Annotated in this window: 20 protein-coding genes and 1 pseudogene; 9 read left to right on the top strand and 12 right to left on the bottom strand. The window is 73.2% G+C overall.

Translation table 11 applies throughout. The features are described from left to right. Positions 1-25: 25 nt before the first annotated feature. The 3 genes from B4E97_RS15150 to B4E97_RS15140 all read left to right on the top strand — a co-directional run bounded on the left by B4E97_RS15150 (position 26) and on the right by B4E97_RS15140 (position 2,315). Entirely contained in the window at positions 26-565 is a 540-nt protein-coding gene (locus tag B4E97_RS15150; protein WP_286960547.1) for a DinB family protein, read from the top strand. A 125-nt stretch (positions 566-690) separates the two neighbouring features. Then, a complete protein-coding gene (locus tag B4E97_RS15145; RefSeq protein WP_084412277.1) occupies positions 691-1,344 on the top strand; it encodes a class I SAM-dependent methyltransferase in 654 nt (217 codons plus the stop codon). A gap of 50 nt (positions 1,345-1,394) precedes the next feature. Beyond that, a complete protein-coding gene (locus tag B4E97_RS15140; RefSeq protein ID WP_239263290.1) occupies positions 1,395-2,315 on the top strand; it encodes an NADPH:quinone reductase in 921 nt (306 codons plus the stop codon). 27 nt (positions 2,316-2,342) lie between these two features. On the opposite strand, the pseudogene B4E97_RS15135 reads toward B4E97_RS15140, so the two are convergent. Together B4E97_RS15135 and B4E97_RS15130 are read right to left on the bottom strand one after the other, a co-directional pair. Next, positions 2,343-3,629, bottom strand: a pseudogene (locus tag B4E97_RS15135) (lysine--tRNA ligase). 35 nt (positions 3,630-3,664) lie between these two features. After that, on the bottom strand, positions 3,665-5,662 hold the full coding sequence (locus tag B4E97_RS15130; protein ID WP_286960545.1) for a phosphatidylglycerol lysyltransferase domain-containing protein: 1,998 nt from the start codon (positions 5,660-5,662) through the stop codon (positions 3,665-3,667). Positions 5,663-5,910: 248 nt separating this feature from the next. Between B4E97_RS15130 and B4E97_RS15125 the strand changes: the two genes are divergently transcribed. From B4E97_RS15125 to B4E97_RS15115, 3 genes are read left to right on the top strand one after another with little or no spacing between them, the layout of a single operon-like run. Further along, positions 5,911-6,219 carry a hypothetical protein gene (locus B4E97_RS15125; protein ID WP_286960543.1) on the top strand — a complete coding sequence of 103 codons (309 nt, stop codon included), beginning with the start codon at positions 5,911-5,913 and terminating at the stop codon, positions 6,217-6,219. 12 nt (positions 6,220-6,231) lie between these two features. After that, on the top strand, positions 6,232-7,101 hold the full coding sequence (locus B4E97_RS15120; RefSeq protein WP_286960542.1) for a hypothetical protein: 870 nt from the start codon (positions 6,232-6,234) through the stop codon (positions 7,099-7,101). Then, positions 7,098-8,420, top strand: a complete 1,323-nt coding sequence (locus tag B4E97_RS15115) for an LssY C-terminal domain-containing protein (RefSeq protein WP_286960541.1) — start codon at positions 7,098-7,100, stop codon at positions 8,418-8,420. Before B4E97_RS15120 ends, B4E97_RS15115 begins: the two co-directional genes overlap by 4 nt. A gap of 87 nt (positions 8,421-8,507) precedes the next feature. On the opposite strand, the gene B4E97_RS15110 is transcribed toward B4E97_RS15115, so the two are convergent. The 3 genes from B4E97_RS15110 to B4E97_RS15100 all read right to left on the bottom strand — a co-directional run bounded on the left by B4E97_RS15110 (position 8,508) and on the right by B4E97_RS15100 (position 10,408). Further along, positions 8,508-8,990 carry a hypothetical protein gene (locus tag B4E97_RS15110; protein ID WP_286960540.1) on the bottom strand — a complete coding sequence of 161 codons (483 nt, stop codon included), beginning with the start codon at positions 8,988-8,990 and terminating at the stop codon, positions 8,508-8,510. Positions 8,991-9,161: 171 nt separating this feature from the next. Further along, positions 9,162-9,653, bottom strand: coding sequence for a hypothetical protein (locus B4E97_RS15105; protein ID WP_019286989.1), 492 nt, complete (start codon positions 9,651-9,653; stop codon positions 9,162-9,164). Then, positions 9,650-10,408 carry a cobalt-precorrin-6A reductase gene (locus tag B4E97_RS15100; protein WP_286960538.1) on the bottom strand — a complete coding sequence of 253 codons (759 nt, stop codon included), beginning with the start codon at positions 10,406-10,408 and terminating at the stop codon, positions 9,650-9,652. The genes B4E97_RS15105 and B4E97_RS15100 overlap by 4 nt, the downstream gene beginning before the upstream one ends. Positions 10,409-10,433: 25 nt before the next feature. On the opposite strand from B4E97_RS15100, the gene B4E97_RS15095 reads away from it, so the two are divergent. Continuing rightward, positions 10,434-11,546 carry a cobalt-precorrin-5B (C(1))-methyltransferase gene (locus tag B4E97_RS15095; protein ID WP_286960537.1) on the top strand — a complete coding sequence of 371 codons (1,113 nt, stop codon included), beginning with the start codon at positions 10,434-10,436 and terminating at the stop codon, positions 11,544-11,546. 270 nt (positions 11,547-11,816) lie between these two features. Continuing rightward, positions 11,817-12,455, top strand: coding sequence for an SGNH/GDSL hydrolase family protein (locus B4E97_RS15090; protein WP_286960536.1), 639 nt, complete (start codon positions 11,817-11,819; stop codon positions 12,453-12,455). Here the strand turns inward: B4E97_RS15090 and cobM are convergent. From cobM to B4E97_RS15055, 7 genes are all read right to left on the bottom strand, one after another. Further along, positions 12,440-13,318: a precorrin-4 C(11)-methyltransferase gene (cobM, locus tag B4E97_RS15085; RefSeq protein WP_286960534.1), complete on the bottom strand. Its 879-nt coding sequence runs from the start codon at positions 13,316-13,318 to the stop codon at positions 12,440-12,442. The two genes, B4E97_RS15090 and cobM, sit on opposite strands and share 16 nt — an antisense overlap. Next, a complete protein-coding gene (cbiE, locus tag B4E97_RS15080; protein WP_286960531.1) occupies positions 13,315-14,547 on the bottom strand; it encodes a precorrin-6y C5,15-methyltransferase (decarboxylating) subunit CbiE in 1,233 nt (410 codons plus the stop codon). Before cbiE ends, cobM begins: the two co-directional genes overlap by 4 nt. Next, complete coding sequence (locus B4E97_RS15075; protein ID WP_286960529.1) at positions 14,544-16,043, bottom strand: cobyric acid synthase; 1,500 nt, start codon at positions 16,041-16,043, stop codon at positions 14,544-14,546. Before B4E97_RS15075 ends, cbiE begins: the two co-directional genes overlap by 4 nt. Continuing rightward, a complete protein-coding gene (locus B4E97_RS15070; RefSeq protein WP_286960528.1) occupies positions 16,040-17,131 on the bottom strand; it encodes a cobalamin biosynthesis protein in 1,092 nt (363 codons plus the stop codon). The genes B4E97_RS15075 and B4E97_RS15070 overlap by 4 nt, the downstream gene beginning before the upstream one ends. A gap of 64 nt (positions 17,132-17,195) precedes the next feature. Further along, positions 17,196-17,600 carry a cobalamin biosynthesis protein gene (locus tag B4E97_RS15065; RefSeq protein WP_286960527.1) on the bottom strand — a complete coding sequence of 135 codons (405 nt, stop codon included), beginning with the start codon at positions 17,598-17,600 and terminating at the stop codon, positions 17,196-17,198. Positions 17,601-17,602: 2 nt separating this feature from the next. Further along, a complete protein-coding gene (locus tag B4E97_RS15060) occupies positions 17,603-18,781 on the bottom strand; it encodes a GTP-binding protein (protein WP_286960526.1) in 1,179 nt (392 codons plus the stop codon). A gap of 146 nt (positions 18,782-18,927) precedes the next feature. Then, positions 18,928-20,130 carry a hypothetical protein gene (locus tag B4E97_RS15055; RefSeq protein ID WP_019286979.1) on the bottom strand — a complete coding sequence of 401 codons (1,203 nt, stop codon included), beginning with the start codon at positions 20,128-20,130 and terminating at the stop codon, positions 18,928-18,930. A 386-nt stretch (positions 20,131-20,516) separates the two neighbouring features. On the opposite strand from B4E97_RS15055, the gene B4E97_RS15050 reads away from it, so the two are divergent. Beyond that, a complete protein-coding gene (locus tag B4E97_RS15050) occupies positions 20,517-21,332 on the top strand; it encodes an SCO2322 family protein (protein ID WP_286960523.1) in 816 nt (271 codons plus the stop codon). Positions 21,333-21,357 lie beyond the last annotated feature (25 nt).

Genomic DNA, 21,357 nt, shown 5'->3' with positions numbered 1-21,357 from the left:
TCGTCCGCACGACTACGGTGCGGGCATGCCTGACACCGCCGTCGTTCCCGAGCGCGCCGATCACCGCAGCGACCCTCCGATGCTGGCGGGCGATCGTGCCGGCCTGGACTCCTGGCTCGAGCTCTATCGTGAGACGGTGCTGCTCAAGGTCGCCGGTCTCGACACCGAGCAGCTGGCCCGGCGCTCGGTCCCACCGTCGACCCTCAGCCTGATCGGCGTCATCCGGCACCTGACCGAGGTCGAGGCCTACTGGCTGCGCAAGGTGCTGCTGGACGAGCCAGGGTTCGAGGACCGCTACACCCGGCCCGGGCAGCCTGATGCCGTGTTCGACGGAGCCTCGACCGCGACGGCTGCGGCGGACGTCGCGGCATACGAGCAGGAGCTGGCGATCACCCGCGCCAACGCCGAGGCTTGGTCCGACCTGGACGCCCCGGTCCGCGGTCTCCGGCATGGCAAGCAGGTCAACCTCCGGTGGATCCTGACCCACCTGATCGAGGAGTACGCCCGCCACCTGGGGCACATGGACCTGCTGCGGGAGGCCGTCGACGGTCGGACGGGCTACTGAGCGGGCGCCCGAACGTGGAGGCCGTTGACACGAAGCACGCGCGGAGCGGCCGTTGACACGAAGCGCCCGCGGAGACCTCTGACCGGAAGACGGGACCCCGCGGGAGGGCAGGGCACAATGGCGCCATGAGCGAGCACGAGGAGCACCACCACCATCCAGCGCCGATGGCGCAGACCGCGGAGGACTGGGACGAGCGCTACTCGGGAGAGCAGGTCTGGAGCGGCAACCCCAACGAGGCGCTCGTCGTCGAGAGCAAGGACCTTGCGCCTGGCCGGGTGCTGGACGTGGGGTGCGGGGAGGGCGCGGACGCGGTGTGGCTCGCGCACCAGGGCTGGGAGGTCACGGCGCTGGACATCTCGTCCCGGGCCGTCGAGCGCACCCTCGCAGCCGGACGACAGGCCGGCATGACGATCACCGGGGTCGCCGCGCCCCTGCTCGAGGCCGATCTGGAGCAGGGGTCCTTCGACCTGGTCAGCGCCATGTATCCCGCCCTGATGAAGGTGCCCACCCACGACGCGGAGCAGCGCCTCGCGGAGCTGGTCGCCCCGGGCGGGACCCTCCTCGTGGTGCACCACGGTGACATCGACCGTGAGCTCTCGCTCTCCCACGGCTTCGACCCGGACGAGTACGTCGCCCCGGCGGACGTCGCCGCCGCGCTGGGCGAGGAGTGGGAGGTCGTCGTGCACGAGCAGCGGGATCGCGACGTCGCCCTCGGCGCAGGGTCCCACCACAAGAGCGACATCGTGCTGCGCGCGACACGGCGGGCTCAGGTCGGCTGATGCGGGCGGCGTGGTACGACCGTCCTGGTCCGGCTGCGGAGGTGCTCGTCGTGGGCGAGCTGCGCGACCCCGAGCCCGGGCCGGGCGAGGTGCGCGTGCGGGTCCGCCTGTCCGGGGTCAACCCGGGCGACACCAAGAAGCGACTCGCCTGGACGGGAGCGGCCATGCCGTGTCCCCGTGTCATCCCGCACAGCGACGGATCCGGGGTGGTCGATGCGGTCGGGCCCGGGGTGGACCCGGCCCGGGTCGGACGACGGGTCTGGGTCCACGGCGCCCAGAGCTATCGAGCGAACGGCACGGCCGCGACCTATGTCGTCCTGCCGCAGCACCTGGCCGTGGATCTGCCGGACGAGGTGAGCGACGAGCTCGGCGCCTGCCTGGGCATTCCCGGCATCACGGCCCACCGCAGCGTCTACGGCGACGGACCGGTGGCGGGGCAGGTGGTGCTCGTCCACGGCGTGCTCGGCGCGGTCTCGCGCATCGCCGCGCAGCTGGCGCGTCGAGGGGGCGCCACGGTGATCGGCAGCGTGCGGCGTTCCGCGGACCTGAACGCCGCGCTCGATGTCGTGGACCACGCCGTCGCCCTGGACGACGACCCCGCGTCGGCGATCCGTGCGATCGCACCCGAGGGCGTCGATTGCGTCGTCGAGGTGGCGTTCTCCGCCAACGTCGCGCTGGACGCCGAGGTGCTGCGGCAGGGCGGCGTGGTCGCGGCCTACGGCACCGTCGAGGCGGAACCGCGAATCCCCTTCTGGCCCATGCTGTTCGACAACCTCACGATCCGCCTGCTGGGCAGCGACGACTTCCCGCCCGAGGCCAGGGCCGACGCCGTCCGAGAGCTCACGGCTGCCGCCGCGGCGGGCGCCCTCACCATCCCCGTCGCCCGCCCACTCCCCCTGGAGCGGATCGCCGCGGCTCACGACCTGGTCGATGCCGGGAGCCGCGAGCGGATCCTGGTCGACCTCGGCTGAGCGCCGGAGCCCGCCCCCGCACCTGGGTCAGCCGCGCTCGGACGGCTTGGTGAACGGGAACGCCAGGGTGGCTCGGATGTTCGCGCCCGTCAGCATCATGACGAGCCGGTCCACTCCGATGCCGAGACCGCCGGTCGGCGGCATGGCGTACTCCAGCGCGGTGAGGAAGCCTTCGTCGATCTCCATCGCCTCCGGGTCGCCGGCGGCGGCCTTGTAGGACTGCTCGGTGAGCCGCTGGCGCTGGTCGACCGGATCGACCAGCTCGCTGTAGGCCGTGCCGATCTCGGCTCCGAACGCCACGAGGTCCCACCGCTCGGAGAGGCGGGGGTCGGTGCGGTGCGTCCGGGTGAGCGGCGACGTCTCGAGCGGGAAGTCCGTGTAGAAGGTCGGGAAGGTCGTCTGGCCCTCGACGAGCTCGTCGTACAGCTCCAGCACGACCTCGCCCGAGGTCATGGCCGGCGTGTAGTGCACGCCGTGCCGGTCGGCGACGGCCCGGGCCTCCTCCACCGTGGAGGCCGAGGTCAGGTTGACCCCGGCCGCCCGCGACACGGCCTCGTGCACGCTGATGACGGGCCACTCGCCGTCGAGGCGGATCCGCTCCACGGTGCCGTCGGCGCCGGGACGCACCGCGACCGGCTCGCCGTGGGTGGCGGTGGCGACCTCGATGATCAGCTCGCGCGTGAGCTCGCGCATCGTGTTGTAGTCACCGTGGGCGGCATACGCCTCGACCGACGTGAACTCGGGGTTGTGGGTGGCGTCGGCGCCCTCGTTGCGGAAGTTGCGGTTGAGCTCGAAGATCCGGTCCATGCCGCCGACGCACAGGTGCTTGAGGAACAGCTCGGGGGCGATGCGCAGGTAGAGCTAGGCGTTGTAGGCATTGACGTGCGTGCGGAAGGGGCGCGCGCTGGCGCCGCCGTGGACGGCCTGCAGCATCGGTGTCTCCACCTCCATGTAGCCGCGCTGAGCGAAGCCGTGGCGGATGGCCGCCACGGCGCGCGAGCGGGCCGGGAGCATGGCGGAGGACTCGGCGTTGACGATGAGGTCGAGATAGCGCTGCCGGGCACGGGCCTCGGGGTTGGTGAACCCGGTGCGGGCGTCCGGGATGGGGCGCAGGCACTTGGAGGCCATGACCCACGACGACACGAGGATCGAGGCCTCGCCGTTGCGGCTGCGGCCGGGGCGCCCGGTGAGCGAGACGTGGTCCCCGATGTCGACCGTGCGCCGCCACAGCGGCACGTCCGGCCCGTTGTCGGCGTCCCGCTCGAGGACGCCCTGGATCCGGGCCCCGTGCTCCTCAAGGATGCAGAACAGCACACCACCGAGGTCTCGTATGGCGCGCACCCGGCCCGTCACGGAGACCACGCCGGGAGAGCCCGCGGCATCCACGAGGGTGAGGGCGTCGGCGACGCTGCACGTCCGGGGCACCCGACGGGATAGGGCTCCATCCCGGCCTCGCGCAGCGTGGTCAGCTTGTCGAGCCGGACCTGCTGCTGCTCGCCGATGCGCCGCGTGGGACGGGGCGGGGTGAGCAGGTCGCGGTCCTGGTCGAGGATCAGGTCCGCGAGCGGTCGGGGCTCTCCCCCGTCGACGACGGTGAGGTCCTCGCCGGTCCGGTCGGGGGTGACGACGCGGCCGGGCAGGAAGCCCTCGGCGGCACCGGCTGCCAGGCCGATCTGCGGCAGGACCCCCACGGTCTCGAAGCACACGAAGCGCGGCTCCCAGCGCGGGAGGTACTTCGCGTTCGCCTCGTAGAGGGACTCGAGCTGCCAGAACCGGCTGGCGACCATGAGGATGCGGTCGGCGATCCGCACGCCGATGCCTGCCCCGACCTTGTCGGCGCCGGAGAACACCGACCGGAACATCGCGAAGTTCAGCGAGACGTGCCGGACCCCGAGGTCCGGTGCGGCCTCGACGAGAGCGGCGACCATGGCCTCGTTGACGCCGTTGGGTGCGGCCGGCGACCGGCGCATGAGGTCGAGGGAGAGCCCGCGGGTCCCCCACGGCACGAAGGACTGCACGGCGCAGATCGCCCCGTCCTTGGCACGCACGATGACGGCCACGCAGCGGCCGTCGGCCCGGTCGCCGAGGCGGTTGAGCGCCATCGAGAAGCCACGGTCGGGCTCGTCCCCGCGCCACTGCTCCGCGAGGCGGACGATCTCGTCGAGGGTGCTGGCGGGCAGGTCCGCGTGCCGCTCGACCGTGATGTCGCAGTCGGCGGCGCGCACGCGGGCCACGGCCCGCTTGACCGGCCGCATGGCCCGCCCCTCGAGGGTGAACCGGTCGACGTCGACGACGGCCTCGTCGCCCAGGTTGCGGGCGCGCAGACCGGCAGCGACGTATGCCGTGGCCCCGTGCTCGGACGCCGACAGGACGCCGGGGTGCCAGGCGTGCAGCCGCGCGTGCTCGAGCCAGGCGTTGATCGCCTTGGGCCAGTCCTCGCTCGGCCCGATGGGGTCGCCGGAGGCCAGGCACACGGGGCCGACCACGCGATAGGCGATGGCGGCGGACCCGTCGGGTGCGAAGACGAGGGACTTGTCACGCCGCGTCGCGAAGTACGCCAGGGAGTCCTGCTCGCCGTTGCTGGCCAGCAGCGCGCGCAGGCGCAGCTCCTCCGCAGCGGTCATCAGCTCCGCGCGCCGCGCGGAGTGGATGAAGCGCCAGATCGCGAGCAGCAGGACACCCGCTGCGAGGACGCCGGCCAGGGTGCCCAGCCACGGGGACGCCTCGTGAGCGCCGGCCTGGGGCCCGAACGGCAGCGACAGGCCCAGCGTGCGCTGGAGGGACCACCACAGCCGCTCACCGGGCCCCGCGAGCGTCCCGGACGCCAGCCAGGACAAGCCGAACGTCAGCGCCAGCACCGCGAGCAGGCCACCGACCAGGGTGAGCAGCGCCTCGCGGAGCGACCCCGCAGGACGCTGCGCGGGGAAGGCGGCACGGCGACGAAGGAAGAGAATGAAGATCACGGTGGTGGCGATCGTGCTGATGACATACCCGCTCAACCCAACGGTGGGCGGGATGTCGCCCCACAGCTCGGCGTCGTTCATCAGCTCGTCGAAGTCGGAGAACACGAACGCCAGCCCGGACAGGAAGGTCAGCGCCGCCAGCCCCTGGAACAGCACGACGATCCACCAGGCCACCCGCAGCCGCCGGTGCAGCGCCTCGCCGACGATGAGCAGCAGCGCCGCGACGAACAGGTTGGGCGACGTGGGGACGGCGATCAGCGAGAACGCCTCGTCCACCCACATCGGCCAGCTGAATCCCTGCAGGAGGATCGAGAGCGCCGACCAGACGGCTCCCCAGGTCACCACGTCCCCGGCGATCTTGGGCAGCCGGCTCGTCGTCCCCAAGCCCCCCCGATTACTCTGCGTCATGTGGGACATGACTAGGAGGCGTAGCGATCATTCGGGTGCATCTCCGTCGCGCGTGGGGGTGATCATCGGCACCGGCGGGCGGCTCGCGTCGATCTGACGCCAGGCTGCCCGGACGGCTCCACGTCGTACGACGCCCCAGCTCCGCCCGTGGTTGGGGACGACCCCGGCTCGCCATACGCGATGGTGGGTCGGAACACTGCAGGTCATGCGCCACAATGTGGCCCATGGGGGATGACCAGCGCAGGTATGCCGCGTCGACCGGTGCCACGTCGAGCGAACGGCTCGAGGTGCTGCGCCGCGAGCTGCGACGACGCGGTCTGCCGCTCGTCCTGGAGAGCGGGGCCCGCCGACGCGGCCTGCTCGCCCGCTGCGCGCCCGCCCTGCTCTGCCTACTCGTCGTCACCGTGTCGATCGGCTATCTCGACACCCTGTTCGTCGGCGTGGGCGACGAGGACCTGTCCGCGGAGGATCCCCGCGCGATCGCGGGCAGCGTCGCCCTGATGTTCGCCGTCGCCAGCCCTCTGGTCTGGTGAATCTCGTCCCTGGTGCTGCGCCGGCTGCCGCGCGTGGTCGGCACGGCGGTGTCCCTGGCCGCCATCGTCGCCCTCGCCACCCAGCACCTGCTGCCGGCGCTGCGCCACGGCCCGGCCGTCCCGGAGCGGCTGGGCATGACCCTGCTCGTGCTGGCGGCGGCGTACTGGGGCATGGGCACCATGCTCCGCCGGGCCGCGCGCCGCGCCTGGCGGGAGCTCGACTCCCTCGGCCCCATGATCAGCCGGGTCATCCCGCTGCTGATGCTGACGATGCTGTTCTTCTTCTACAACGCCGAGATCTGGCAGGTGGCGGCGCAGCTGACCATGCAGCGCACCTGGGCCGCCGTCGCCGTGATCGCCCTGCTGAGCATCTCGCTGGCCGCCGGCAACGCCAACGACGAGCTCGGCCGGATGCTGGAGGACCACGCCAAGGACCCCGAGGCCGAGGCGCACCCCGTCCGCCGCGCCGAGCGGTTCAACGTCCTGCTCGTCAGCGTGCTGGTCACCATGATCCAGGTGACCCTCCTGGCCATCCTGGTCTTCGTGGGCTTCCTCGCCTTCGGTGCGCTGTCGATCACGGAGGGCACCGCCACGCAGTGGATCGGCAAGGCGCCCGCCCAGTTCGAGGGCTTCCTGGCCATCCTCCCCAACACGATCAACCGCCCCATGGTCCAGGTGTGCCTGGTGCTCGCGGGACTCGGCGCCCTCAGCTTCGTCGCCAGCGCGGGGGCCGACCCGGCCTACCGCACGAACTTCGTCGAGCCCGTGCTGCGCGAGATGCGCGAGGGGCTGGACGTCTGCGACGCGTACGTCGCGGCCCGGCACCAGTGCGAGTGCGCCGACCAGCTGGCAGCGGAGCAGCGGGCCGAGCGGCAGCCGTGACCCGCCCGGCCCCCGTCTACGAGCGCCCGCCGACCAAGGTCAACGACGGCAGCATCCGGGGCCGGCGCCTCGTCGACCTGATCGAGAACCTCTTCTTCGCGGTCACGACCGGCCTCACCTTCGCCTTCGGCGTCGTGCTGCTGCGCGAGAGCACGACGAGCCTGGTCCACGTGTCCTACCTGGTGCTGTTCTGGGCGGTGATGGCCTACCTGGCGCTCCCCCGCCTGCACCGGATCCTCACCACGATGTACGTCCCCGACTACTTCATCGGGCGGGCCCGCACGACCGATGGGCTCCTCGGAGATCCGGTCAACCTCGCCTTCACCGGCAGCGCCGAGCAGATCCACGCGGCCATGCAGCGGGCCGGCTGGGTGCTCGCCGACCCGGTCGACCTCACCTCCAGCGCCCGGATCGTCTCGTCCTCGCTGAGCCGGCGCAGCTATCCCGAGGCGCCGGTCAGCCCGCTGCTGCTCTTCGGCGAGATCCAGGCCTTCGCCTACCAGCAGGAGGTCGAGGGCAACCCGGCCCAACGGCACCACGTGCGCTTCTGGCCCTGTCCCGAGGGGTGGCTGCTCCCCGGAGGGCACCAGGTCGACTGGCTCGCCGCCGGCACCTACGACCGCTCGGTCGGCCTGTCGCTGTTCACCCTGCAGGTGACCCACAAGATCGACCGCGACATCGACGTGGAGCGCGACTACATCGTCGACACCGTCGCCTACGCCGTTCCCGAGTCGTCCGTCACCGTGATCGAGGACTTCTCCACCGGTTACCACCACCGCAACGGCGGCGGGGACGCGGTCGCCACCGACGGTGACCTGCCCGTCGTGGACGTGTCGCACGTCACGGACCTGCCCGAGGAGCTCGTCCCCGAGCCGCTGGACGCGCTGCACGACGTGGGCCGCCGCCCGTTCTCGATCATCGCGGCCGTGGTGCTCGGCGCCATCGCGCTCGGCGTCACCGTGGGCATCAGCGTGGTCCGGCTCGCGGCCGGCGACGTGTCGGGGGTGCTGGGCGAGAGCGTCGAGAGCGACTTGCGCACCACGACCACGGTGGCGCTGCTGGCGTACTACGCCCTCATCGTCGCGATGTTCGCCCTGCTGGCGTGGAAGACCTATCTCGGGCGGCGGTGGGCGCGCCTGTGCCTGGTGGTGCTCCTCACCGTCACCCTCATGACCGAGTTCGCCCAGGCCTTCTCGAATCCCAACCAGACGCTCGGCAGCATGCTCAGCCTGTCGGCGGACCTGCTCACGATCTACGCCCTGACGAGCCTGTCCGCCCGCCAGTGGACCAGCCCGCGACGTCACGCCCGCGTCCGATGACGGGCGGTCGGCATACTGGGTCTCCATGGAGCTGAGGACCGACCGGCTGATGCTGCCTCGCCAACCCCGCCAGACCGACGCGTGCGGTCAGCGGTGGCCGATGGCCGCCAGCGCGGGCCCGCGGTCGAGGTAGACGACCTGCGGCGCGACGCCCGGCACCACCACGAAGGCCGGCCTGCCCGGCTCCAGCGAGGTCAGCCACGCCTGGTGACCCGCGGGCGCGTAGACCTGGTCGGAGGTGATGTCCCACTCCTTGCCCTGTGGATCCACCAGCCGCACCCCGGACAACGGCCGCTGCGGTGCGACCCGGCACTCGATCAGCGCCGACGCCTCGTCGACCACCCGGCGCCGGCTCCGCAGCGCAGGGAGCTGGGAGAGCACGATCCCGGCGTTGCCGAGCGCGAGAACGACCATCGACCAGCCGAGGCCGTCGGACCGGTCCGCGCCCAGGCGGCCCCAGGCCTGCACGCCGAACGACACGGCGAGCAGACACCAGAGGATCACCTGCCACGTCAGCAAGCGGCCCCTGCCTTGCCGACGCAGCGCAGCGAGGGCCTCGTCGTGCGTCATGGGGTCGTCTGCCTCCGGTGGACGTGGTGTGGCACGGTGGTGCTCGACCTGAGCGTATGCCGACCGCGCCGACCGCCACGTGCGTTCTCCACAGGCGCGCCCGCCGTCGCTGCTTGCGCGCCTGACGAGCCCCGACGCCCGCCGCGCCTCTGCCGTGGCAGACGACGCGCGTCAGCGTGCCTCGGCCGGCACCCGCGTCGCCCCCTTCGCGACGTAGGCGACCCGGGTCTCGGCCCCCGGCACGACGAGGTAGCACGGCCGCCCCGCCTCCAGCGGGGTCACCCACACCTGCTGGCCCGTCGTCGCGTGCACCCCGGACCACGGCAGGTCCCACACGTCACCGGACGCGCCGACGAGGCGGTGGTGGGTGGTGTGCACCTCCGGAGCCACCGTCATCGTGTGCAGACCATCGGGTGCGGCCGCCAGCCGACGCCGGCGCAGCCAGTCCCTCACCTCCCGCCAGACGGCCACGGCCAGCAGCAGGACGCAGACGAGCCTCAGCCACCAGCCGACCCCCATCTGCTCGTTGCGCCACCCGTCGGCGGCCAGCAGCCCGACCACGACCGACCCGCACGTGAACAGGGCGAGGGACCAGCGGGAGCGCGCTCCCAGGGCCGAGCGGCGCAGCGCCGCCAGGGCTTCGGCGTACGAGATGGTCGTCACCCCAGCGACGCTAGCGACTCCAGCATCGCCACCGCGGCCTCGGGGTCCTCCACGGTCGGCACGTCGGGCCCCGCGGGGCGGTCGACGAGGACCACGGGCAGGCCGAGCCGGCGGGCCGCCTCGAGCTTGGCGGCGGTCGCCGTGCCTCCGCTGTCCTTGGAGACGATCACGTCGATGGCGTGCTCGCGCAGCAGCTCCAGCTCCCCCTCGACGGTGAAGGGCCCGCGGGCCAGCACGACGTGGGAGTACGCCGGCAGGACCTCCGGCGCGTCCACGGACCGCACGAGGCAGAAGGTGTCGTGCAGGAACGTGAACTCCCCCACCTCCTGGCGCCCGATCGTCAGGAAGAGGCGCCGACCCAGGTACGCAGCGATGTGCGCCGCGTCCTCGAGGGTCGGCACCCGGTGCCAGTCGTCGCCGTCCTGCTCCTGCCACCCCGGTCGCCGCAGCGCCACCAGGGGCACGCCGACCTGCGAGCAGGCCTGCGCCGCGTGCTCGCTCATCCGCGCGGCATAGGGGTGGGTGGCGTCGACGACCACGTCGACGCGCTCCGCGCGGAGGTATGCCGCCAGCCCCGCGACTCCCCCGAAGCCACCCACGCGCACGTCCACGTCAGGGACCCGCGGCGCACTGGTCACCCCCGCGAGGGAGTAGGTGACGGCATACGAGCCCGAGCGCTCGGCGAAGAGCCCGGCAAGGTGACGGGCCTCGCCGGTCCCGCCCAGGAGGAGCGTCCGCGTGGTCACGCGACCCATCGAACCACAGTGCGACAATGCCGTCATGGAGCAGGTGGGGGGCGGTCGCGAGGCCCAGCTGGAGCACACGGGGCTGCGTCCCGGCTGGACCACGGGGGCGTGCGCGACGGCGGCGACCAAGGCGGCCTACGCGGCGCTGCTGACCGGCGACTTCCCCGACCCGGTGACGATCTCGCTGCCCAGGGGGCGCACCCCCGCATTCGCGCTCACGGCCGAGGACCGCGGCGACGGCTGGGCGCAGGCGGCCGTGACCAAGGACGCCGGCGACGACCCCGACGTCACGCACGGCGCGATCATCCGCGCGCGGGTGAGCCACGGGGACCCGGGATCAGGCGTCACCTTCCGCGGCGGTCCCGGCGTCGGCCGGGTGACCCTGCCCGGGCTGCCGCTCGCGGTGGGCGAGCCCGCGATCAACCCGGTGCCGCGCACGCTGATGCGGGCGGCCCTGCGCGAGGTCGCCGGCGGTGAGGCCGATCCGGACGTGGTGGTCGAGATCAGTGTCGACCAGGGCGTCGAGATGGCCCGCCACACCTGGAACCCCCGCATCGGGATCCTCGACGGGCTGTCGATCCTCGGGACGACGGGCGTGGTCGTGCCCTACTCCTGCGCGGCGTGGATCGACTCGATCCGCCGCGGCATCGACGTGTCCGAGGCGATGGGGCTCCAGCACGTCGCGGGCTGCACCGGGTCGACCTCGGAGCGGGTCGTGACCGAGCTCTACGACCTGCCCACGCCGGCGCTGCTGGACATGGGCGACTTCGTGGGGGCGGTGCTCAAGTACCTCCGGCAGCATCCCCGCCCGCGGCTCACCATCTGCGGCGGGTTCGCCAAGCTCTCCAAGCTCGCGAACGGCCATCTCGACCTGCACTCGGGGCGCTCGCAGGTCGACAAGGCCCACCTGGCGTCGCTGGCCGAGGGCGCCGGCGCCCCGGCCGATCTCGTGGCGCGGCTGCACGAGGTCAACACCGGCCTCGAGGCGCTCACCCTGTGCCAGGAGGCCGGGGTCCCCCTCGGGGATCAGGTCGCGTATGCCGCCCGCCAGGCCGCCCTCGAGGTCCTGGAGGGCGCGCCGGTCCTGGTGGACGTCATCTGCATCGACCGCGCGGGCACGGTCGTGGGGCGCGCGGACCCGGCCTGACCTCCGGCGATGCCGGGTCAGGTCGCCTGACTGGCGGCCGCCCGAGGCGCTCGACCCGGTCTAGGGTGAACGACGTTCGCCCCCTAGGAGTCGTCACATGTGGTTTCCCCCGGCCCTGGTCGACGTCGCTGTCGTCGCCGTCGCCCTCCCTGTCTCCCTCGCCCCCTCGCCCCTCCGCGCCCCCTCACCGTCGCGGCTGCGGCTCCCTCGCCGTCACACGCCTCGGCCGTACGGTCACCGTTCGCGCTGCGCCCCGCCCCCGGGCGCCCGGTGCCCACCCCGCGCACGGTCGTCGTCTCCCTGCGCCTGCGCCCGATGCGCATCATGCCGATGGGCGACTCGATCACCGACCAGGGGACGATGCCCGGTTACCGCGGCTACCTGCTCCAACGCCTGCAGCAGGCGGGCAAGCACGTGGACTACGTCGGGTCGCGGCGCCAGGCGGGCTATCCCCTGACCGACGCGGACCACGAGGGTCACCCGGGGCTGCGCAACGACGAGCTCGCGGCGCTGGCCGGTGCGACGGTGCGGACGCACCAGCCCGACCTCGTCCTCCTGATGGCCGGCGCCAACGACCTCGAGCAGGGGCACGGGCCGACGGTGGCCACCGACCGCATGGTCGGGCTCCTGCGGACGATCTACGCCGACCGCCCCTCGGTGCGCGTCGTGGTCACCACGCTCATCCCCGACGCGGCGGCGCCGGCCGAGGACGTGGTGGCCCACAACACAGCCCTGTCGCAGGTCGTCGCGAGCGAGCGGTCCCGCGGCCGGGCGATCAGCCTGATCGACGTCGCGGGGGCGACCGGCCCCGACGACTACCTGGCGGACGGCGTGCACCCGGACGACAGCGGGCAGCGCAACCTGGCGGCCGCCGTCTATCCGGGGGTCGTGGGCTACGTCCCCCGCTGACCGGCTACGGGCGGGACCGACGGTGACGCCGGCGGGTCCGGCGGCGACGCCGGCGTGATGGGCGGGACCGACGGCGACGCCGGCGTGATGGGCGGCGCGATCGGCGGTGGCAGGGCGCAGTCGTGGCGCTCGCGCTCGGTGGAGTAGAGGTGCGAGTCGCGGAACTCCGAGGCGGCCAGCACCTGACCCACGAGGATGATGGCGGTGCGGCGCAGCCCGTGGTCGCGCACCGCGTCGCCCAGCTCGCCGAGCGTGCCGCGCCAGACGACCTGCTCGGGGCGGCTCGCCATGGCGACCACCGCTGCGGGACAGTCGAGGCCGTAGTGCGGCGCGAGCTCCTCGACCACCTCGTCGGCCAGGTGGGTCGCCAGGTGCAGGGCGATGAGGGCGCGGGACCGGCCCAGGGTGGCGATCGTCTCGTGCTCGGGCATGGCGGAGGCGTTGCGCGACAACCGGGTCAGGATGATCGTCTGCCCCACCGTGGGGACGGTGAGCTCCCGACCGAGCGCCGCGGCGGCGGCGGCGAAGGCCGGCACCCCCGGCACCATGACGTAGTCGATCCCCGCGGCCTCCAGCCGCCGCACCTGCTCGGCGACGGCGGAGAATACCGACAGGTCCCCCGACTGCAGGCGCGCGACGTCCTGCCCGGCCTCGTGGGCGCGGACGAGCTCACCCATGATCTGGTCGAGGTCGAGGTGCGCCGTGTCGACGAGGCGGGCGCCCGGGCGACACTCGGCGAGCAGCTCGTCGGGGACGAGGGCTCCGGCATAGAGCACGACGGGGCAGGACTGCAGCAGCCGCAGGCCGCGGACGGTGATGAGGTCGGGGGCGCCGGGACCGGCGCCGATGAAGTGGACGGTCATGCGGGCAGCTCCTCGGGTCGTATGACGGACCACTGCGTCACCGGGCGGGCGGGGTTCCAGGACGTGAAGCCACCGACCGCGTCGGCGTGCGACACCTCGAGACGGGTCAGGGATCCGCCATACCGGCGAAACATGCTGAGCAGCACGGACTCCGAGTCGAGGGTGACCGTGTTGGCGACGAGCCGTCCGCCGGGCCGCAGGGCGTCGAGGACGGCGGGGACCAGGCCCTCCGCGGTGAGCCCGCCCCCGACGAAGACGGCGTCCGGGCGCGGCAGCCCGGCCAGCGCGCCGGGCGCCAGCCCCTCGACGACCTGCAGGCCGGGGACGCCGAGGTGGTCGGCGTTGCGACGGATGCGCTTGATCCGGTCGCTACGGGGCTCGACCGTGATGGCGCGGCAGGTCGGGTGGGCCCGCATCCACTCGATCCCGATGCTGCCGGACCCCCCGCCGACGTCCCAGAGCAGCTCGCCCGGTGCCGGGCGCAGGGCGGCGAGGGTCGCCGCGCGCACGTGCTGCTTGGTGAGCTGCCCGTCCGTCTCGTAGAGCTCGTCGGCGAGCCCGGGGACCAGCCCGGCGAGGGAGTCGTATGACGAGAGGCACTGCACCGCAACGATGTTGAGCGGGCTGCCGGGGACGGCGTGCCACGACCCCGCCACCCCCTCGACGACGCGCTCGTCGGGGCCGCCGAGGTCGGACAGGACCCAGACGAGGCTGTCCCCGAGCCCGTGCTCGGTGAGCAACGTGGCGACGGCCTGCGGGGTGAGGGCGTCGCGCGACAGCACGAGGATGCGCCGGCCGGGGTGGGCCACGAGGGCGAGACGTTCGAGGGGGCGGCCGACCGCCGACACGACGTCGACGTCCTCCAGGCCCCAGCCGAGCCGGGCGCAGGCCAGCGACAGCGACGACGGGGCACCGATCACGGTGACGCGCTCGCGGCCGAGGACCTCCGCGAGGGTGCGGCCGATGCCGTGGTGCATGGGATCGCCGCTCGCGAGCACCACCACGTGCACCTCGTCGCCAGGCCTCCCGAGGCTGTCCAGCAGGGGACGCAGGCCCTCGCGCAGCGGCACGGGCAACGGCACGACCCGCGCCTCGTGGTGGCCGGCGACGAGGTCGGTCTGGCGGGTGCTGCCGACGACGACGTCGGCGGACGACACGGCCGCGCGGGCGGGCTCGCCGAGCCCGGCCCAGCCGTCGGCGCCGATGCCGACCACGGTGACGGGGTTCACGATCCGATCAGCTCCTCGAGGGCGAGGGTGTCCAGGTGGTCCTCGACGGCGTCGGCGAGGCGGTCGAGCATGGCAACCCGCTGCACCGCGAAGGACGAGGCGTCCGGGGCCGGAGCCCAGCCGGGGCGGGTGCGGGCCGCCACGTCCTGCAGGAAGGCGCGCCGGAACCCGTCGTTCTCGAAGGCCCCGTGCCAGGTCGTGCCCCACACGGCGTCACGCTGCCACCCGTCGAGGAAGGGCAGCACGTCCGCCTCGCCCCGCAGGTCCGTGCGCTCGCTCACGCCGTGGTGGATGAGATAGGCGGTGACGTCGTGCCCGCCCCAGCGTCCGGTCGGCGTGCCGAGGTGCTTCTCGCGGGCGAAGGTCACCCGCGTCGGCAGCAGCCCGAGGCCGGGCACCGTTGCGGCAGCGGGGCTCTCGACGGCATACGGGTCGTGGATCTGGTCGGCGAGCATCTGGTAGCCACCGCAGATCCCGAGCACCGGACGCCCGGCCCGGGCGCGCTCGACGACGGCCCGGTCGAGCCCGCGGGAGCGGAGCCAGGCCAGGTCGCTCTGCGTGGCGCGTGACCCGGGCAGGACCGCGAGGTCGGCGGCCGCCACGACGGCAGGGTCGGCGGTCACCTCGACCTGCACGCCGGGCTCGATCGCGAGGGCGTCCACGTCCGTGGCGTTGCTGACGCGGGGGAAGCGGATCACCGCCACCCGCAAGGGTTCTGGCGAGTCGGCGGGCGAGCCGGCGCCGGTGCGGGACCCGGCGCGCGACCACCCCGAGATGGCCAGGGCGTCCTCGGAGTCCAGCCAGACGTCCTGCAGGTAGGGCACGACGCCCAGCACGGGCCGGCCCCCGGTCCGCTCCTCGAGCATGCGCAGGCCGGGCTCGAGCAGCCCGAGGTCGCCGCGGAACTTGTTGACGATCCAGCCCTTGATGCACGCCTGGTCCTCGGGGTCGAGGATCCCGAGCGTGCCGTAGAACGCGGCGAGCACGCCCCCGCGGTCGATGTCGCCGACCACGACGACGGGCAGGTCGACGGCCCGGGCCAGGCCGAGGTTGACGTAGTCGCCGGACCGCAGGTTGATCTCGGCGGGCGACCCGGCGCCCTCGGCGATGACGACGTCGTAGCGGGACGACACGTCGCGGAAGGCCTCGAACGCCGCCTCGGCCAGCGCCCGGCGCCCCGTCGCCCACTCCCCCGCCTGCAGCTCACCCCACGGCTGCCCGAGCAGGACGACGTGGCTGCGGCGGTCTGAGCCGGGCTTGAGCAGCACGGGATTCATCGCGGCCTCGGGCGTGACGCCGCACGCGAGGGCCTGCACCCACTGGGCGCGCCCGATCTCGGAGCCGTCGGGGCAGACCATCGAGTTGTTGGACATGTTCTGCGCCTTGAAGGGCGCGACGCGCACGCCCTGGCGCGCGAGCCAGCGGCAGATCCCCGCTGTGACGAGGGACTTGCCCGCGTCGGACGTCGTCCCGGCGACGAGCAGCCCCCTGGTCATGCCTGCCCGCCTGTCGTCGTCGTCGTTGTCGTCGTCGTTGTCGTTGTCGTCGTTGTGGTTGTCGTCGTTGTCATGGTGGTCCCGTCCCCGCCCTCGGCGAGGCGGTGCGCCGGGCCGACGGGCCCTCGGACCGGTCGTATGCCGTCCGCCACCGCTCCGACGACCGCCGCCACGGCCAGGGCCGCCGCGCCGATGGTCCGCGAGAGACGCACCGCCCGAGCCAGGTCCGCGGTGACGACCGCGCGTCCGCGACCCAGCGTGCCGCGATCCTCCACCTCGTCGTCGTAGCGGTTGACGCCCCCGAGCCGCACGCCCAGCGCCCCGGCGAAGGTCGCCTCGACGGGACCGGCGTTGGGGCTCGGGTGGTGGGGGGCGTCCTCGCGCCACGCGCGCAGGGCCTCGGCCCGGTCACCGCCGTGCCACGGGGCCAGTGCCACGGTCAGCACGGCGCACGCGCGGGCCGGCCCCAGGTTGACGAGGTCGTCGAGCCTGGCTGCGGCCCAGCCGAACTCGCGGTAGCGGCGGTTGCGGTAGCCGATCATCGCGTCGAGGGTGTTGATCGCGCGGTAGCCGAGCAGGCCGGGCACGCCGAGCAGCCCGCCCCACAGCAGCGGGGCGACGACGGCGTCGGAGGTGTTCTCGGCCAGGGACTCGGTGGCGGCCCGGGCCAGCTCGTCCGCGTCGAGACCGTCCGGGTCGCGGAAGCACAGGTGGCTCAGGCGGTCTCGCGCACCGGGCAGGTCGTCGGCGTCGAGGAGCCGGGCCATGGCGTCACCTTCGCGCGCGAGGCTGGTGCCGCCGAGGACGACCCAGGTGGCGACGGCGGTGGCCGTCATACGGAGCAGGGGCCGGTCGCGCAGCCCGCGCTCGACCAGCCCGCCCGCACCCGTGACCGCCCCGACGAGCAGGGCGACGTGCAGGACCCCGGCAGGTCGTCCGTCCCGATAGGTGAGGCGCTCGAGCCGGCTCGCCAGCGTCCCGAACGCCGCGACCGGATGGGCCCGGCGCGGGTCGGCGAGGGCGAGGTCGGCGGCATACCCCAGGACCAGGCCCCCCGCCCGCGGTCCGACACGCTCCAGCCACTGCACCCGCACACCCTATCCATCCGCTGAGCCTGCCCCCGCCACGACCCGAGGGGCGGGTCGGAGCGCGTCAGGGCAGGCGTCCGAGGACCACCGTCGCGGTCGCGGACCGGGCCCGGGCGACCACCACTCCGCCGGCCGCCAGCACCGCCGCCTCGGCGACGCTGGGGGCGCCCACGTGGCGACGCACGACCTCGCTGGGCGCCGCGACGGGCTGAGACGCGAGCGTCTCGTCGTCGTGGGTCTGCAGGGGCACGCCGAGGCGCCTCGCCAGCTCGACGACGGCAGGCTCGGTCCGCTTGCGGGTGGACGTCACCACGGCGACCACCGCGTCGCGGGGGACGACCTCGTCGCCGTCGGCGGGACCGTCGACCAGCTCGTCCTCGAGCCCCTCGACCAGCCCGTCGGCCAGGGCGACGAGCTCGTCGACGGGGGCGCCGGACCGGGTGCCCACCCCCAGGATCAGCTCGGTCATGGTCACGATCCTGCCACCGTGCACAGGTCGTCGTCCCACGCGGGCAGGGGGTCGGCCAGCTCGCGCCAGACCGACGGGCCGCCGTCGCGCTCGGCGTCGGTGAGCAGGCAGGCGTCGAGCGCCGCGACGAGCTCGTCCGGACGCAGGTCCTGACCGATGAGGACGATCTCCTGACCCGGCTCGAGGCCGGCCTCCTCGTCCCACACCCCCGCCGGCTCGAACCGCGCGACCCCGCCGGCCTGCGACCACAGCCCCATGACCCGCGGGCGCGTGGCGAGCCAGCAGAAACCCTTGGAGCGCAGGACGCGTCCGTGCGCCCCGGTGTCGAGCCCGTCGACGAGGTCCCACAGGCGCCCCGGGTGGAACGGGCGGTCTGAGCGGTAGACGACGGACGAGATGCCGTACTCCTCGGTCTCGGGGACGTGGTCCCCGTTGAGCTCCTTGACCCACCCCGGCGCCTGCTCGGCCCGGGCGAGGTCGAACCGGCGGGCGCCCAGCATCTCTCCCACGGGCACGACCGACCGCGTCGTCCGCACGACGTGCGCCTCGGGGTTGAGGCGACGGACGGTGGCCTCGAGCAGGTCGGCCCGTGCGCCGGTGACCAGGTCGAGCTTGTTGAGCACGACCACGTCGGCGAACTCGACCTGGTCGACGAGGAGGTCGGCGACGGTCCGCGTGTCGTGCTCGTAGGCGTCGATGCCGCGCTCGACCAGGGAGTCCGCCAGCGCCAGCTCCTCCAGGAAGCTCGAGGCGTCCACGACGGACACCATGGTGTCCAGCTCGGCCACGTCCATCAGGGCGGCGCCGTCGTCCCGTCGGAAGGCGAACGTCGCCGCGACCGGCATCGGCTCGGAGATGCCGCTCGACTCGATGACGAGGTGGTCGAACCGGCCGGTCCGGGCGAGCCGATCGACCTCCACGAGCAGGTCGTCGCGCAAGGTGCAGCAGATGCACCCGTTGGTCATCTCGACCAAGCGCTCCTCGGTGCGGGAGAACCCCGCGCCGTCCGCGACGAGCGCGGCGTCGACGTTGACCTCGCTCATGTCGTTGACGATCACCGCGACCCGCAGGCCCTCGGTGTTGCCGAGGACGTGGTTGAGCATCGTGGTCTTGCCTGCTCCGAGGAATCCGGACAGCACGGTCACGGGGAGCGTCGGGGCGGTGGTGGGGCTGGTCGTCATACGGTCATGATAATCACTCTCATTGACTTGCGGTCGTCGGTCGACGGACCGGACCGTATGCCGAGAGCCCGCCCCCTCGCCGGGGACGGGCTCTCGCGCTGGTGTCGCGGCGGGTGCTGCGGTCTGTGGTGCGCGCGCCGACCTGGTCAGCCTGCGGCCGGGGCCGACGGCACCGCGGACGCCGAGCCCGAGCCCGAACCCGAGCCGGACGACGACTTCCCCATCGAGCCACCCATGCCACCGAGCTGCTCCAGCTCGGCCTTGGTGACCATGCGGGCGCCCTCCGGCTTGGTGACGTCACGGTCGAGCTCGGAGATCTGGGAGACCAGGGTCAGGTGCAGGTTCTTGGCCTTGAGGTCCTGCAGCTCCTTCTTGCTCTTGGCGTCCTTGGCCTTGGTCTCGTCGAACCAGTTCAGGACCTGCATCACGTCGCCCTTGACGGCGGTGAAGCGACCGTCGGCGATCGTGGCGTCGAAGGCCAGGACCGAGCCGGCCTTGAACTCGCCGAGGCTCTTGGTGGCGTCCTTGACCATCTGGTCGGTGAACTGCTTGGGCGCGATCCGCTTGCCGTCCTGGAACATCTGGGTCAGGAAGGGCTGGATCTTGACCTGCACCTTGACCGTGTCACCCTCGCTGGTGAACGTGCTGTTGGTGTCGAGGTTGCTCTTGACGGCGGCGGTCAGCTGCTTGGTCTGGTCCGGCGTCAGCTGGGTCGGGTTGGTGGTGGCTGCGGCGCCGCCGCTCGACTTCGCCAGCTGCTCCACGGTGCCCTTGTCGAAGCCCACCCACTTGCCGTTGACCGCGTCCTTGATCCAGGTCGGCGCCTGCCCGAGCGCGCCCTGCACGTCGGCCATGGAGAACGCGCCGGTCTGGTCGGCGATCTTGGCCAGGTCGAGCTTGACGAAGGTGTCCTGCGCGGCGGTCCTGAGGTTGAACAGGTCCGAGTCCGTCTTCCAGGACATCGCGGTGTTGATCTTGGTCGGGTCGGTCTCGTCCTTGAGCGCCGCCCCCGTCGACTGCATGTCGACAACGATGGACGACCCGGAGATCAGCTGGGCGATCTTGGGCGAGACGCTCGGCGTGCTGGTGGACCCGCCGCTGCCGCTGCCCATGCTCGACGCGAGCTTGATGATCGTGTCCGGGCTCGCCTCGAGCTTGGTCGTGACGCGCTGGCGCTTGCTGTCACCGGTCTTGTCGTAGGCGGAGAAGAACGCTCCCTTGGCGTCCGACCCGACCGCCGCGGCCGCCTTGGCGTCGCTGCCGGTCGTGCCTGCCCCGCAGGCGGCGAGCGTCCCGATCGCCAGCGGCGCGGCGACGAGGCCGGCGATGATCCTGCTGCGCGTGTCCATCCTGGTGTCCCCCTTGGATCCTGGTGTCGGCGGCCCTGGCGGGCCGGCCACTGACTCGAACCTACTCGTCGATCCGGGCCGGCGAAACCCGATCCGGCCAGGGTCCACCCTGTCGCGACCCTGGTCGTTGCCGGTCCACCCCTACCAACCCCCGGGGCCGGGTCAGGGTTCCCGTTGGTAGGCTGCGGGCACCGAACACCGCAGGGCGGGGAAGCCGGTGAGACTCCGGCGCTGACCCGCAACCGTGACCTCCTGGCGCCATCCGTGGCTTGGAGCAGCCGGACCGCCCGTCCTGCGCGTCGGCTCCGTCTATCCGCCGTGGCATGCGGGTGGAGCTCGTCCCGGGCAGTTCCGAGGCGGCCCACGCCCGCCAAGGAAGGTCGCCCGTGTCCCCCACGTCCCGCTCCATCTCTCGTGCCGGCCGTGCCCGCAGGGCACGTGGGAACGTCGCCACGCCGTTCACCGCGGTGCTCGCCCTGTTCCTGGCAACGCTGCTGTCGGCGCTCGTGTCGACGGTCGCCCTCGCGGCGCCCGCGCACGCGGCGGACTCCTACCGCTTCTGGGGCTACTACCAGCTGACCAGCGGCACGTGGGGCTTCGCGACCAAGGGGCCCGACGGCACGACGCCGGCCGACGGGTCGGTCGAGGGCTACCGCTTCGCCCTGGGCGACACGAGCACCCCGCGGCTGCCGCGGGCGGTCGTGACGTTCGACCAGGCCTGCGGCTCGACCCCGGCCGTGTCCGGGAGCAAGCGCGTGGGCGTGGTCGTGGACTTCGGTCGCGCGGCGGACGCACGGGAGCAGGGCGCGACCATGCCGGCCCCCTACGCCACCTGCGTGGCGGTGCCCACGGCGGCGACCGGGGCCCAGGTCCTGGCGGCGGCCGCCAAGCCCCGCGTCGAGAAGGCCATGGTCTGCGGCATCGACGGCTACCCGGCGAGCGGCTGCAGCGACACCGTCAAGGACGTGCCCGCCGCCGCCAAGGCCGCCGACCAGCCGGTGACCATCGACGTCCGCCCGGCCTCGTCTGCAGGCTCGACCTCTGCCTCGGGCGCGGCCGCCTCCTCGTCCGCCGCCGCACCCGCGTCATCGAGCTCGTCCTCCAGCACGACCGCGTATGTCGTCGGCGTGCTCGCTGTCCTGGCGCTCCTGGCGGCCGCGGCGTGGGCCATGGCGCGCCGGCGCCGCACGGACGGGCGCTGACGGACCCCGTGACGTCCGGGCGAGC

Source organism: Arsenicicoccus sp. UBA7492 (assembly GCF_002479615.1).
Classification (GTDB): domain Bacteria; phylum Actinomycetota; class Actinomycetes; order Actinomycetales; family Dermatophilaceae; genus Arsenicicoccus; species Arsenicicoccus bolidensis.
The sequence above is the reverse complement of the archived record's forward strand: the minus strand, read 5'-3'. Positions and strand labels throughout refer to the sequence as shown.

Excerpts from the sequence above, each read along its gene's own strand:
- B4E97_RS15065 (WP_286960527.1), bottom strand. The coding sequence starts at position 17,600 with ATGACCGAGCTGATCCTGGGGGTGGGCACCCGGTCCGGCGCCCCCGTC.
- B4E97_RS15055 (WP_019286979.1), bottom strand. The coding sequence starts at position 20,130 with ATGGACACGCGCAGCAGGATCATCGCCGGCCTCGTCGCCGCGCCGCTG.
- B4E97_RS15075 (WP_286960529.1), bottom strand. The coding sequence starts at position 16,043 with ATGACCAGGGGGCTGCTCGTCGCCGGGACGACGTCCGACGCGGGCAAG.
- B4E97_RS15095 (WP_286960537.1), top strand. The coding sequence starts at position 10,434 with ATGGAGCAGGTGGGGGGCGGTCGCGAGGCCCAGCTGGAGCACACGGGG.
- cobM (WP_286960534.1), bottom strand. The coding sequence starts at position 13,318 with ATGACCGTCCACTTCATCGGCGCCGGTCCCGGCGCCCCCGACCTCATC.
- B4E97_RS15125 (WP_286960543.1), top strand. The coding sequence starts at position 5,911 with ATGGGGGATGACCAGCGCAGGTATGCCGCGTCGACCGGTGCCACGTCG.
- B4E97_RS15150 (WP_286960547.1), top strand. The coding sequence starts at position 26 with ATGCCTGACACCGCCGTCGTTCCCGAGCGCGCCGATCACCGCAGCGAC.
- B4E97_RS15110 (WP_286960540.1), bottom strand. The coding sequence starts at position 8,990 with ATGACGCACGACGAGGCCCTCGCTGCGCTGCGTCGGCAAGGCAGGGGC.
- B4E97_RS15060 (WP_286960526.1), bottom strand. The coding sequence starts at position 18,781 with ATGACGACCAGCCCCACCACCGCCCCGACGCTCCCCGTGACCGTGCTG.
- B4E97_RS15100 (WP_286960538.1), bottom strand. The coding sequence starts at position 10,408 with ATGGGTCGCGTGACCACGCGGACGCTCCTCCTGGGCGGGACCGGCGAG.
- B4E97_RS15145 (WP_084412277.1), top strand. The coding sequence starts at position 691 with ATGAGCGAGCACGAGGAGCACCACCACCATCCAGCGCCGATGGCGCAG.